This is a genomic window from Microbacterium canaveralium, assembly GCF_047238045.1.
Classification (GTDB): domain Bacteria; phylum Actinomycetota; class Actinomycetes; order Actinomycetales; family Microbacteriaceae; genus Microbacterium.
Genome location: NZ_JBDFMA010000003.1, coordinates 834,824 through 847,526, shown reverse-complemented (window position 1 = coordinate 847,526; position 12,703 = coordinate 834,824). Strand labels below are relative to the sequence as shown.

Genomic DNA, 12,703 nt, shown 5'->3' with positions numbered 1-12,703 from the left:
AAGCGGGTGCTGCCGGGCCCGGGCCGGATGCCGGGGCCCGACAGCACGGGTCAGACGGTCAGCGGCCGGCGAACGCCGTCACGCAGTCGCTGGTCGCGTCGTCGTATTCAGCGTCGGCGTAGGTGTCGAGGCCGGCCCTGTACTGCTCGAGCACGCCCTCGGCATCCTGCAGCCCCTGGCCCGTGGCGAGTTCGACCCACTTCCGGGCGCCGGTGTCGCCGACCGAGTCCTGCCAGGCCTTCGTGGCCGACTCGTCCCACGCGGTCAGGCCTTCCACGGTGGGCGCGTCCAGCATCTCCTGGCACTGGCCGGCGGCGGTCTCGTTGAACGCCGCGATGCCCGCACCGGTGTTCAGCTCCTCGACGACGCTGTCGAACTGGGCGCGCAGGTCGTCGGGCAGGGAGTCGTAGGCGTCCTTCGACACCCACATGCCGAACGTGGAGTACTGACCGACACCCGGGTCGCTCCAGTACGGCAGCAGCTCCATGATCTTGTAGTTCACCGGGAAGTCGATCGCGCCGCCGATCGAGGAGACCACCCCGCGTTCGACGGCCTCGTACGTCTCCGGCGCCGTGATCGCGACGATGTTGGCGCCGGCGTCGCTGAGCACCTGCTGGATGATCGGGCCGGAGGCGCGCATCTGCAGCCCGGCGAACTGCTCCGCGGCGGTGAGGGGTTCCCGACTGCCGAGGAGGAAACGCCCCACGGGCCACGTCGCGACGTGGTGCAGATTGTTGCCGTCCATCACCGCGATCGCGGGGTCGTAGTCGGTGTGCAGATCGTAGATGGACTGCATGATGGCCTGGGAGTTCTGGCTCAGGAACGGAATGCTCACCATGCTGGTCGACGGGAAGTACTGCGGCGTGTAGTCGGGCACGGTGACTCCGATCTGCGCGCGGCCGTCGCGGACGCAGTCGGCGACTTCGGCGGCCTTGCACAGCGCCTCGGTCGCTGTGCGCTCGAAGGAGATACGCCCCTCCGTCACCTCCTCGACGCGGTCCAGGAACCAGTCCTGCACCGCGGCGTTCGGCGTCCCCGCCTGTGCGCCGGTGGCGAGGGTGAAGGTCACGCTGTCGCCGCCGGCATCGCCGCCGGCCGAGTTCTGGATACCGGCACAGCCGGAGACCGTGAGCGCGGCCGCGGCCAGACCCCCGGCCAGCGCGAGGGTTCGCCGCGAGCGGCGGGTGAGGTGCTGTGAGAACATCATCGTCCTTTCTGTCGGTCCGCACCGCCGGGAAACGGGTCGCGGATGGGTTCAGTCTGCGCGGCACGCGGCGGCATCCCCATGGCTGCAGCCGCATACCGCCGGGTCATCCGCGCACGTCCGATTCACCCCGCGGTCTGCGCGACGAGCGAGGGGAGCCAGAGCACGATCGCGGGAACGAAGAACAGCACCGCCGAGACGATGATGTCCATCGACATCAGCGGCAGGACGCCTCGGAACACCGTCTCGGTCGGCACTCCGGTCGCCCCCGAGACGACGAAACAGGTCATGCCCACCGGCGGAGTGACCATCCCGATCGCGGTGAGCTTGACGATCATGAGGCCCAGCCAGACGCCGTCGAACCCCAGCTCCATCGCGACCGGATAGATGATCGGGATGGTGATGATCAGTACGGATATCTCGTCCAGCGCCGTGCCCAACGGCAACAGCAGGAGCAGAAGGAGCCCGATCGTCAGAAGCGGCGGGATGTCGAGACCGGCGATCCACGTCGTGATCGTGTCGGGAACGTGGGCGGCGATGAGGAAGGTCGAGAAGATGCTCGAGCCGACGAGGATCATGAAGACCATCGACGTCGTCTGCGCGGTGTCCAGGAGCGCGCCCTTGACGTTGCTCCACAGGGAGGCGACGCCCGCGCGCCGAAACTCCCACAACAGGATGAGCAGGGCGACGAACGCGGCGATGGCGGCCGACTCGGTCGAGGTGAAGACCCCCGAGAACATTCCGCCGAGGATGATGAGGAAGATCACCCCGAGGCGCACGAGTCCGCGCCACGGAAGGGTCCGTGCGGTGAGGCCGTAGGACTGGCGGACCACCCCCGTCGTCGGCGCGGCGTGCAGCGCGGCGTCGACCGACGCCGAGTGCACCGGCGCGGGCTCTCCGGCACCGCCGCGCGCGGCGGTCGCCGCCGCCGCGCGCGCCTCCACCACGACGTCGGCGAGCCCGACGTCGTTCCGCACGATCTGGCGGTGGCCGAGGATCAAGATGTACGTGATGTAGCCCGCCGCCGTCAGCAGGCCCGGGATGATGCCGGCCGCGAGCATCTGCGCGACGGACTCACCCGTCATGATCGCGTAGAGCACGAGGAACGTGCTCGGCGGAATGATGACGCCGAGGGTGCCGGCGATGGCGACGATGCCGGTCGCGAGTGCCGCCGGATAGCCGTAGGCGCGCATCTCGCCGACGGAGAGCTTCGACATGGTCGCGGCCGTACCGATGCTCGAGCCCGAGACGGCCGAGAACCCCGCGCACGCCATGACGGTCGCGACGCCGAGGCCCCCCGGGAACCGGCTCACGAAATGGTTGGCGATGGCGAACACGTGCTCCGCGATCCGCGCGCGCATCGCCAGCATGCCCATCAGGATGAACATCGGGATGATCGTCAGCGAGAAGCTCGCGGTGGCGGAGAACGGCACCGATCCGAGCACGTTCGTCGTGTACGTGGTGCCCTGCAGGACCGCGAGACCCACGGCCCCGGACAGACCGAGTGAGAGGGCCACCGGCATCCGGGCCATCAGCAGCAGGATGAGCAGCGCCACGATCGCGAGCACGATGATCGTCACCAGCATGGATTCACTCCCTTGTCGTTCCGGCCGGCGCTCACGCGTCGACCGTGGCCTCGGCGTCGTCGCCGTAGGCCCCACGTCCTCGGATGGTGCGCACGACGTTCGCGAGCGCGACGACGAGCCACAGCCCGAGTCCGATCGCGATCACCCAGCGCAGGGGCCAGACCGGCCATTGGACCAGACCGAATCGCGTCTCGTTCCGCGTCGTCGCCTGGACCGCGCGCGCGACCGAGGCATACGTCATCCAGGCCAGCAGTCCCGCGTTGAGCACCCAGATCACGACGGACACGGCGCGCGCGAGCGCGGGTCGCAGGCGGTCCGTGACGATCGACACCGCGACGTGCCCGCCCTGCATCGACGTCCACGCCAGGCCGAGGAACACCGAGGCGATGAGGGCCGATTCGGCGACCTCGAGCATTCCGGGAACGCTCGCGCGGGCGATGAAGCGCACGACGACGTCGAGGACGGTGGCGAGCATCAGCACGACGAGCGCGCCGGCGGCGACGACCCCGAGGACGGCGCTCTGTCGACGCAGGTAGGTGTCGAAGCGCGACGTCTTCACCGGCGCGGGGGCGGTGACGGTCATGTCAGCGCTCGTTCCAGAACTCGTACGCGCGGGTGTGGTCGACGTTGCCGAGGGCATCGAGCGCATCGCCGAGCGCACCGGCGACCGCGTCGCACACGGGAGCCTCGTGTCCGGTCGCCCGCTGCACCTTCTGCGCGATCCTCACGTCCTTCGTCATGAGCGGCAGCGCGAAGCCCGAGGCGAACCGGCCGCCGACGATGTGGTCGGGAAGGACGTGCGTTGTCACGAAGCTCTGCCCGGTCGACGCGTTGAAGATGTCGACCATCACCGCGGGGTCGAGTCCGAATCGGGCGCCGGCCGTCAGCGCCTCGGTCGACGCGGTGTACGCGGCCGCCGCCACGAAGTTGTTCAGCGCCTTCATCGCGTGTCCCGTGCCCAGGCCGCCGGTGCGGAAGATGCGGGCGCTCATGGTGTCGATGACGGGAACCGCACGTTCGGCGGCATCCTCGTCGTCCGCCCCCAACATGATCGCGAGGGTGCCCGCGATCGCGCGCTCTCGGGCGCCCGACACGGGAGCGTCCACGAGGTGCAGTCCCGCCGCGGCGAGAAGGCGTCCGGTCTCGACCGTCTCGGTCGGATCGGACGAGCTCATGTCCACGTACACCGTGCCACGCGCGGACGGGATGCGCGGCGTCCCATGGTCGTCCACGAGCACCGAGCGCACGATCGCGCTCGTGGGCAGCATGAGCACGACGACCTCGCAGTCCGCGAGTTGCGTGATGTCGGCCGCCGCCTCGGCGCCGATGCGCGCGGCCAGGGCTGCGGCGCGCTCGACATCGACGTCGTGCACGAGCACGCGCTCGAACGAGCCCGACCCGGCGATGTTGGTGACCATGGGGTCGCCCATGGTGCCCAGACCGATGAACCCGACGGTCCGCACGCGCGTGGTCGTCGTGTCGGCCGCCGCGGAGGTGCCCCCGGTCATGCCGGCACCCCGGCCTTCGCCGCCTCGCCGTCCACGCTGGAGGGCAGCCCCTTCTCGGCGAGCACCTCCTCGAGCGCACGGAGCCCCTCGACCGCGGCGGGGATCCCGCAGTAGAGCATCGAGTGCACGATGACCTCGCGCAGTTCCAGCACGGACACGCCGTTGGCGAGCGCGCCGCGCGCGTGGATGCGCAGCTCGTGGGACTTGCCCTGAGCGATGAGCATCGCGAGGGTCACCTTGCTGCGGTCCGTGAGGGTCAGGCCGTCGCGCTGCCAGATGTCACCGAAGCAGTAGCGGGTGACGAAGTCCTGGATCTTGTCGTTCAGGTCGGTCGTGTGCTCGACCTGTCCCTCCGCCCCCTCGGGCCCGAACATGTCACGCCGCTGGCGTAGACCGGTGTCGTACAGTTCGTCGCGGATCACCTGATGCTCCCTCGCATGGATTCGTCCGGGACCGGCGTCCCGTCGGACCAGTGTGGCGGGTCGGATGCCACGACCACATGGCGGGCGGCGCACGCGCCATGGTGTTCGGCGCACGCCGACCGGGTGACCGCGCCCCCGTGCGCGAGCGCACTTAGTCTGGGTTCACGTTTCGACGTCACTGCAAGGAGGCAGGCGATGGAGCACACCGACACGACCGCACGCGACATGCAGAACTACGACGGTGTGAGGTTCGACGAATGGGTCCGACTGGTCGGCAACCGGTTCGTGCCCCTCGTCCTGTCGACGATCGACCCCGACGGATTCTCCGGAAGTCTTCGGACGCGGGTCGTCGACGGCACGTGCGTCACCGACATCGCGGCATCCTCGCACCGGGTGCACCGCTCCCGGGCATCGATCAGCGACGACGACCCCCACCACCTGAAGCTCAGCATGCAGCTCACCGGCACCGGGCTCGTGATGCAGGACGGCCGCAGCGCCCACCTCTCCCCCGGCGACGTCGCCATCTATGACACGGCCCGCCCGTACACGCTCGAGTACGCCGGTCAGATGCGCTCGCTCGTGATGATCTTCCCCCACAGCATGCTCGGGCTCTCCGCCAACCTCGTGCCCACCGTCACGGCCGTACGCCTGCGCGGTGACACGGGGATCGGCCGCGTGATCTGCCCGTTCATGCAGCACCTGGCCGAGGACCTCGATCAGCTGGACGGCGTCAACGGCGCCCGCATCATCCGCAGCGCCTTCGACCTCATCACGGCGTTGCTCTCGGCGGAGCTGCAGAGCTCGACCGCCCGCGAACCCTGGCGTGTGACACTCGACGCCGTCGCGCACTACATCGACGGACACCTGGACGACCCCGGCCTGAACACCGACTCGATCGCCCGGGCGCATTTCATCTCCGCTCGACAGCTGCAGTACCTCTTCCAAGAGGAGGGCGAGACCGTCTCGGGCTACATCCGTTCCCGGCGCCTCGAGCGCTGCCGGCTCGATCTCGAAGACGCCGCGCAGACCTCACGGTCGATCGTGCAGATCGCCCAAGCCTGGGGCTTCATCGACCCGAGCCACTTCAGCAAGCTGTTCAAGTCGACCTACGGGCACGGCCCACGCGACCACCGTCTGCAGCACCTCGACGCCGCAGCTCTGGCCGGCTGATCCCCGGCGCCGCGGGACTGTTCGCTCCACGACACGTGGCGTGCGCCACAGCCCGAGAGCGATCCGGCCCGCGCGGCTTGACTGGGCGCACGAATCTGCTCAGGGAGGATCAGATGACTCAGACACAGACGGCGACGCTGCTCGCCGAGATCACGGTCGACGAAGCGGTCGGCCGAGCGATCCCGGATGCCGCCACCGGAGACACCATCGGCTACGCGCCCGTTCACACCGCGGCCGACCTCGATCGGGCGGTGGCGACGGCGCGCGCCGCCCAACCGGCGTGGGCGGCCCTCACGCACGCCGAACGCTCGGCGATCCTGCATCGGGCCGCCGACGAGATCGATCTGCACGCCGAAGAGCTCGCGCAGATCATCGCGCGCGAGCAGGGCAAGCCGCTCAACGGCCCCGGCGCCCGCTTCGAAGCCGGGGGTTGCGCCGTGTGGATCCGTCAAGCGGCGGACACCGCGCTCGAGCCGGAGGTGCTGTTCGAGGCCGAGGGCACGCGCTCCGAGCTGCACTACGCCCCGCTCGGCGTCGTCGGCGCGATCGGCCCGTGGAACTGGCCGGCCCTGATCGCGATCTGGCAGATCGCTCCCTCGCTCCGCATGGGAAACACGGTGGTCGCGAAGCCCAGCGAGTACACGCCGCTCAGCGTTCTCGCGGTGGCGGCGCTGCTGAATCGGCACCTGCCGGACGGTGTTCTGACGGTGGTGGCCGGCGGGCGCGACGTGGGCGAGGCGATCGCCTCGCACCCCGACCTCGACAAGATCATGTTCACCGGTTCCACCGCCACGGGCCGCCGCATCATCGAGGGCTCGGCGCACAATCTGGCCCGGCTCACCCTCGAACTCGGCGGGAACGACGCGGGCATCGTGCTGCCGGGCACGGATGTCGCGGCGATCGCCCAGGGACTGTTCTGGGGCATCTTCATCAACACCGGTCAGACGTGTGCGGCGCTCAAGCGCCTGTACGTGCACGACTCGCTGTACGACGACGTGGTGTCGGCGCTCGCGGAGCTCGCCGAGACGACGCCCATGGGTGCGGGCACCGACGAGGGCAGCGCCCTCGGTCCCCTGTCGACGGCGCAGCAGTTCGACATCGTCTCCCGTCTGGTGGACGACGCTCGGACGCGCGGCGCACGCATCGTCACGGGCGGTGAGGCGGCCCCCGAACTGGGCCCGCACTTCTACCGCGCCACCGTGGTCGCCGACATCGACGACGACGCAGCACTGGTGGCCGAGGAACAGTTCGGCCCCGTCATCCCGGTCCTGCGCTACACCGACCTGGATGACGCCGTCGCCCGGGCGAACGCGACCGACCAGGGACTCGGCGCCTCCGTGTGGGGCGCCGATGTCGACGAAGCGCTCGTCGTGGCGGCGCGACTGGAGGCCGGCACCGTGTGGATCAACCAGCACGGCACACTCAACCCGCTCGTCCCGTTCGGCGGCGTGAAGGGGTCGGGGTACGGGATGGAGTTCGGCCGGGAGGGTTTGAAGGCCGTCGCCGCCCCCAAGGTCATCACGCGGTGATTCCGGCGGTGAACGCCGGCGCACCGGGTGGGCGTGTGCCCATCCGGTGCGCCGGTGAGGGTCGGCGACGACCCGCGGTCTCAGGACCGGGACACGCCGTAGATCGGCGACACGGCCTGCTCTGCCTCGTTGTCGGGTCCGAGGGGGATGCCACGGCGATCCCGCAGCAGGAGGGTGGCGATCAGACCGAGCGCCGCCATCCCCACCAGGTAGATCGAGACCGACCAGGTGGTGCCGGTGGACTGCACGAGCGCGGTGGCGATCGTGGGGGCGAACGCGCCGCCGAGGATCGCGCCGATCGCGTACGAGATCGACACCCCCGAGAAGCGCACGGAGGCGGGGAACAGCTCCGCGTAGAGCGCCGCCTGCGGGCCGTAGGTGAAGCCGAGGCCCACCGTCAGGATGAGGAGCCCCAAGAACACCAGGCCGATCGAGCCGGTGTTCACGAGCGGGAACAGCGTCACCGCACCGATCGCCAGGGCGATCCAGCCGATGATGTACGTGGTGCGCCGGCCGATGATGTCGCTCAGCCAACCGGACACCCACGTGAAGGCGAGCCAGCCCACCGCGGCTCCCGCGACCGCCCACAGCACGGGGCCACGGTCGAGACCGAGCGGGCCCGCCGGGTTGGTCGCGTAGTTCTGGATGTACCCGCCGGTGGACATGTACCCCGCGGCGTTGTTGCCCGCGAAGACGAACGCGGCGATGATCACGAGCGCCCAGTGCTTGCGGAACAGCTGGACGATGGGGGTCTTCGTCCCCTCGCGGCGCTCGGCGAGTTCGACGAACACCGGGCTCTCCTCGACGCGCTTGCGGATGTAGTAGCCGACGAAGATCAGGACGACGCTGAAGAGGAACGGCACGCGCCATCCCCACTCGAGGAAGGCGTCCCCGGGCGCGATGAGCGCCATGATCGCCATCATCCCGGATGCCAGGAGGAGGCCGATCGGCACGCCGATCTGCGGGGAGGCGCCGAACAGCCCGCGCTTGTTCTTCGGGGCGTGCTCGACGGCCATCAGTACGGCGCCGCCCCACTCTCCACCGGCGGAGATCCCCTGCAGGATGCGCAGGAAGATGAGCAGGATCGGAGCGGCGATGCCGATCGCCGCGTAGGTCGGGAGCAGACCCACGAGGGTGGTGGACACGCCCATGAGGATCAGCGTGACCATGAGGACGACGCGGCGCCCGTACTTGTCGCCGAAGTGTCCGGCGAGGAAGGCGCCCAGGGGGCGGAACAGGAAGCTGAGACCCACCGTCAGGAACGACAGGATCAGCGCGATACCCGGGCCCGCGGGTTCGAAGAAGACCGCGGCGAAGACGAGCCCCGCGGCCTGCGCGTAGATGAAGAAGTCGTACCACTCGACCGTGGTGCCGACGACGGTGGCGAAGACGACGCGCCTCCGGTCGGCGGTGGTGGAGATGGTGCCGGTGGGCGTGAATCCGCCCGCTGTGGGTGAGGTTGGAGAACTCATCGTTGGGTGTCCCTTTTCGACGTCACTGTCAGGTGGTCGGTTGAACCGCCGTCTCGGATCATATACGATTTCGAATACGACGCAATGAGCGAAGGAGCCCGATGGTGAGCACGACGGATGCCGCCGACCCGCGATTCGCGGCGCTGCCCGCCCGGCCCGGGAAGATCATCGCGGTCCACCTGAGCTATCGCTCTCGCGCTGACCAACGGGGTCGACGTCCGGCCGACCCCTCCTATTTCTTCAAGCCCTCGAGCTCGCTCGCACCTTCGGGTTCGACGATCGAGCGTCCCGCGGGCACCGAGCTCCTCGCCTTCGAGGGCGAGATCGCCCTCGTGATCGGAGCCCCCGCTCGCCGTGTTTCCGCGGCGGACGCGTGGAGCCACGTGGCCGCGGTGACGGCCGCGAACGACTTCGGCGTCTACGACCTGCGCGCGAACGACAAGGGTTCGAACGTGAGGTCGAAAGGTCGCGACGGGTACACCCCGCTCGGCCCTCGGCTCATTCCCGCGGCGACCGTCGCTCCGACCGAACTGCGCGTGCGCACGTGGGTCGATGGCGCGCTCGTCCAGGACGACACGACCCGCGATCTTCTCTTCCCCCTCGCGCAGCTTGTCGCCGATCTCTCGCAGCATTTCACCCTCGAACCGGGGGACGTCATCCTCACCGGCACCCCGGCGGGGTCGAGCGTGGTTCTCCCGGGGTCGGTGGTCGAGGTCGTGGTCGACGCACCCGGCGCGCCCGGCGCCCCGAGCTCGGGACGCCTGGTCACGACCGTGGTCCAGGGCGACGCGGCGTTCGACGGCGCACTCGGTTCCCTGCCGTCGGTCGACGACCACCAGCGCACCGAGGCATGGGGTTCGCGCGAGAGCGCGGGCCTTCCCCCCGTCCCCGAACCGTTCCGCCTGACGAGCGAGCTGCGGGAGAAACTCCGGCGCGTCCCCGTCGCGGGTCTATCCGCACAACTGCGCAAGCGCGGGTTGAACGACGTCACGATCGATGGCGTGGCGGCGATGCACCCCGGCCTCCCGCTCGTCGGGCTCGCCCGCACGCTCCGCTTCGTCCCCCACCGCGAAGACCTCTTCGCCTCGCACGGCGGCGGTTACAACGCTCAGAAGCGCGCGTTCGACACCGTCGGCGAGGGCGAGGTCATCGTGATCGAGGCCCGTGGCGAGTCGGGGTCCGGCACGCTCGGCGACATCCTGGCGCTGCGCGCGAAGGCCCGCGGCGCTGCCGGCATCGTGACCGACGGGGGCGTGCGCGACTACGCCGCCGTCGCGGATGTCGGTCTTCCGGTCTTCTCCCGGGGCGCCCACCCGGCCGTCCTGGGCCGGCGGCACGTGCCGTGGGACACCGACGTGACGATCGGATGCGGGGGAACGACGGTGCAGCCCGGCGACGTCATCGTGGGCGACCGCGACGGGGTCATCGTCATCCCGCCCGCGCTCGTCGAGGAGGTCGTCGACGCCGCGCTCGCCCAGGAGGAGGAGGACGCGTGGATCGCGGACCAGGTGTCGGCCGGGCACCCCGTGGAGGGGCTCTTTCCGATGAACGCGCAGTGGCGCGCCCGCTTCGAGGAGGAGCGCTCGTGAGCACCCCCGACGCGACGCTCAGCAAGTCACGGCAGGCGTATCACTGGATCAAGGAGCGCATCGCTCGTCAGGAGTTCACCCCCGGCTATCGGCTCGTCCTCGGCTCGATCGCGGGAGACCTCGACATGAGCGTCGTCCCCGTGCGTGAGGCGATCCGCCAGCTCGAGGCCGAGGGGCTCGTGACCTTCGAGCGCAACGTCGGGGCGCGGGTGTCCATGGTCGACGACTCGCAGTACCGGTTCAGCATGCAGTCGCTCAGCATCCTCGAGGGGGCCGCGACCGCGCTGTCGGCGAGATCGCTCACCGTCGACGACGTCCGTCGAGCCCGCGCCGTGAACGAACTCATGGTCGAGACCCTGCAGCATTTCGACCCCCGGGCCTTCACGGCGCTGAACCAGGAGTTCCACGCCATCCTCTTCGAGAAGTGCGCGAACCCGCGCATGCTCGAGCTCGTTCGGGCCGAATGGGCCCGCCTCGGGCATCTGCGCGACTCGACGTTCAGCTTCGTGCCCGGTCGCGCCGCCGAGTCGGTGCGTGAGCACGAGAACATCCTCGTCCTCATCGAGACCGGCGCTCCGCTCGCCGAGATCGAGAAGACCGCCCGTCGCCACAGGTCCGCGACGCTCGACGCCTACCTCATCCACGAGCACCCCGACGAGTCGCTCGGTCTCCCCGCCTTTTGAACCGGATGCCACCGGCATCCACCCCTCCATCGAAGGAGCATCCATGACCCGCCGCACTCCGGCCGATCTGCCCACGCGCATCCAGCACTACATCGGCGGACGCTTCGTCGACTCGATCGACGGTGACGAGTTCGACGTCCTCGACCCCGTCACCAACGAGACGTACGTCCGCGCCGCGGCGGGCAAGAAGGCCGACATCGACGCCGCCGTCGCTGCCGCACGCACCGCCTTCACCGAAGGGCCCTGGCCGCGCATGCTCGCCCGCGAGCGCTCCCGCGTGCTGCACCGCATCGCCGACATCGTCGAGTCGCGCGACGCACGCCTCGCGGAGCTCGAGTCCTTCGACTCGGGCCTGCCGATCACCCAGGCGCTTGGGCAGGCGCGGCGCGCGGCCGAGAACTTCCGGTTCTTCGCCGACCTGATCGTGGCGCAGACCGACGACGCGTTCAAGGTGCCCGGGCGACAGCTGAACTACGTCAACCGCAAGCCCATCGGCGTCGCGGGGCTCATCACGCCGTGGAACACCCCGTTCATGCTCGAGTCGTGGAAGCTCGGTCCGGCCCTCGCGACGGGAAACACCGTCGTCCTCAAGCCCGCGGAGTTCACGCCGCTGTCCGCCTCGCTGTGGGCGGGGATCTTCGAGGAGGCGGGACTCCCGGAGGGCGTCTTCAACCTGGTCAACGGCCTCGGCGAAGACGCCGGCGACGCCCTGGTGAAGCACCCGGACGTGCCGCTCATCTCGTTCACGGGCGAGAGCCGCACGGGGCAGATCATCTTCGCCAACGCCGCGCCCTTCCTCAAGGGCCTCTCGATGGAGCTGGGCGGCAAGAGCCCCGCGATCGTCTTCGCCGACGCCGACCTGGATGCCGCGATCGACGCGACCATCTTCGGCGTGTTCTCGCTCAACGGCGAGCGCTGCACCGCGGGGAGTCGCATCCTCGTCGAGCGGTCGGTGTACGACGAGTTCGTCGAGCGGTATGCCGCCCAGGCCGACCGCGTCAAGGTCGGGTACCCCGACGACCCCGAGACCGAGGTCGGCGCGCTCGTGCACCCCGAGCACTACGAGAAGGTCATGTCGTACGTCGAGCTCGGCAAGACCGAGGGGCGCCTGGTCGCCGGTGGCGGTCGTCCGGACGATTTCGCCGAGGGGAACTTCGTCCGTCCCACGGTGTTCGCCGACGTCGCCCCCGACGCCCGCATCTTCCAGGAGGAGATCTTCGGCCCGGTCGTCGCGATCACGCCCTTCGACACCGACGAGGAAGCCCTCGCGCTGGCGAACAACACCAGATACGGCCTCGCCGCCTACGTGTGGACGAACGACCTGAAGCGCGCCCACCTGTTCGCGCAGAACGTCGAGGCGGGCATGGTGTGGCTGAACTCCAACAACGTCCGCGACCTCCGGACGCCGTTCGGCGGGGTGAAGGCCTCCGGTCTCGGCCACGAGGGCGGGTACCGCTCCATCGACTTCTACACCGACCAGCAGGCCGTGCACATCACGCTCGGACCCGCCCACAACCCCACCTTCGGCAAAGGAGCCTGA

General features: G+C 69.6%; 11 protein-coding genes. 5 read left to right on the top strand and 6 right to left on the bottom strand.

Features of this window, described 5'->3' with window-relative positions:
- Positions 1 to 58: 58 nt before the first annotated feature.
- The 5 genes from dctP to ABC271_RS04930 all read right to left on the bottom strand — a co-directional run bounded on the left by dctP (position 59) and on the right by ABC271_RS04930 (position 4,720).
- Positions 59 to 1,204, bottom strand: a complete 1,146-nt coding sequence (gene dctP, locus ABC271_RS04950) for a TRAP transporter substrate-binding protein DctP (RefSeq protein WP_412923782.1) — start codon at positions 1,202 to 1,204, stop codon at positions 59 to 61.
- Positions 1,205 to 1,329: 125 nt separating this feature from the next.
- Positions 1,330 to 2,790, bottom strand: a complete 1,461-nt coding sequence (locus ABC271_RS04945) for a TRAP transporter large permease (protein WP_412923781.1) — start codon at positions 2,788 to 2,790, stop codon at positions 1,330 to 1,332.
- Positions 2,791 to 2,821: 31 nt separating this feature from the next.
- The gene (locus ABC271_RS04940; RefSeq protein WP_412923780.1) at positions 2,822 to 3,373 is read right to left on the bottom strand and encodes a TRAP transporter small permease; all 552 of its coding nucleotides are present in this window, start codon (positions 3,371 to 3,373) and stop codon (positions 2,822 to 2,824) included.
- A 1-nt stretch (position 3,374) separates the two neighbouring features.
- A complete protein-coding gene (locus ABC271_RS04935) occupies positions 3,375 to 4,298 on the bottom strand; it encodes an NAD(P)-dependent oxidoreductase (protein WP_412923779.1) in 924 nt (307 codons plus the stop codon).
- Positions 4,295 to 4,720 (bottom strand): carboxymuconolactone decarboxylase family protein, encoded by a 426-nt coding sequence (locus tag ABC271_RS04930; protein ID WP_412923778.1) that lies wholly within the window; start codon positions 4,718 to 4,720, stop codon positions 4,295 to 4,297. Before ABC271_RS04930 ends, ABC271_RS04935 begins: the two co-directional genes overlap by 4 nt.
- A 195-nt stretch (positions 4,721 to 4,915) precedes the next feature.
- On the opposite strand from ABC271_RS04930, the gene ABC271_RS04925 reads away from it, so the two are divergent.
- Positions 4,916 to 5,890: an AraC-like ligand-binding domain-containing protein gene (locus tag ABC271_RS04925; RefSeq protein ID WP_412923777.1), complete on the top strand. Its 975-nt coding sequence runs from the start codon at positions 4,916 to 4,918 to the stop codon at positions 5,888 to 5,890.
- Positions 5,891 to 6,003: 113 nt separating this feature from the next.
- Positions 6,004 to 7,419, top strand: coding sequence for an aldehyde dehydrogenase family protein (locus ABC271_RS04920; protein ID WP_412923776.1), 1,416 nt, complete (start codon positions 6,004 to 6,006; stop codon positions 7,417 to 7,419).
- 80 nt (positions 7,420 to 7,499) lie between these two features.
- Here ABC271_RS04920 and ABC271_RS04915 read toward each other — a convergent pair whose 3' ends face one another.
- A complete protein-coding gene (locus ABC271_RS04915; RefSeq protein WP_412923775.1) occupies positions 7,500 to 8,891 on the bottom strand; it encodes an MFS transporter in 1,392 nt (463 codons plus the stop codon).
- Positions 8,892 to 8,992: 101 nt separating this feature from the next.
- Between ABC271_RS04915 and ABC271_RS04910 the strand changes: the two genes are divergently transcribed.
- The 3 genes from ABC271_RS04910 to hpaE are packed head-to-tail and all read left to right on the top strand — an operon-like array spanning position 8,993 to position 12,703.
- Entirely contained in the window at positions 8,993 to 10,480 is a 1,488-nt protein-coding gene (locus ABC271_RS04910; RefSeq protein WP_412923774.1) for a fumarylacetoacetate hydrolase family protein, read from the top strand.
- Positions 10,477 to 11,163, top strand: coding sequence for a GntR family transcriptional regulator (locus ABC271_RS04905; protein ID WP_412923773.1), 687 nt, complete (start codon positions 10,477 to 10,479; stop codon positions 11,161 to 11,163). The genes ABC271_RS04910 and ABC271_RS04905 overlap by 4 nt, the downstream gene beginning before the upstream one ends.
- A 43-nt stretch (positions 11,164 to 11,206) precedes the next feature.
- Positions 11,207 to 12,703 (top strand): 5-carboxymethyl-2-hydroxymuconate semialdehyde dehydrogenase, encoded by a 1,497-nt coding sequence (gene hpaE / locus ABC271_RS04900; protein ID WP_412923772.1) that lies wholly within the window; start codon positions 11,207 to 11,209, stop codon positions 12,701 to 12,703.

Excerpts from the sequence above, each read along its gene's own strand:
- dctP (WP_412923782.1), bottom strand. The coding sequence starts at position 1,204 with ATGTTCTCACAGCACCTCACCCGCCGCTCGCGGCGAACCCTCGCGCTG.
- ABC271_RS04945 (WP_412923781.1), bottom strand. The coding sequence starts at position 2,790 with ATGCTGGTGACGATCATCGTGCTCGCGATCGTGGCGCTGCTCATCCTG.
- ABC271_RS04940 (WP_412923780.1), bottom strand. The coding sequence starts at position 3,373 with ATGACCGTCACCGCCCCCGCGCCGGTGAAGACGTCGCGCTTCGACACC.
- ABC271_RS04935 (WP_412923779.1), bottom strand. The coding sequence starts at position 4,298 with ATGACCGGGGGCACCTCCGCGGCGGCCGACACGACGACCACGCGCGTG.
- ABC271_RS04925 (WP_412923777.1), top strand. The coding sequence starts at position 4,916 with ATGGAGCACACCGACACGACCGCACGCGACATGCAGAACTACGACGGT.
- ABC271_RS04920 (WP_412923776.1), top strand. The coding sequence starts at position 6,004 with ATGACTCAGACACAGACGGCGACGCTGCTCGCCGAGATCACGGTCGAC.
- ABC271_RS04915 (WP_412923775.1), bottom strand. The coding sequence starts at position 8,891 with ATGAGTTCTCCAACCTCACCCACAGCGGGCGGATTCACGCCCACCGGC.
- ABC271_RS04910 (WP_412923774.1), top strand. The coding sequence starts at position 8,993 with ATGGTGAGCACGACGGATGCCGCCGACCCGCGATTCGCGGCGCTGCCC.
- hpaE (WP_412923772.1), top strand. The coding sequence starts at position 11,207 with ATGACCCGCCGCACTCCGGCCGATCTGCCCACGCGCATCCAGCACTAC.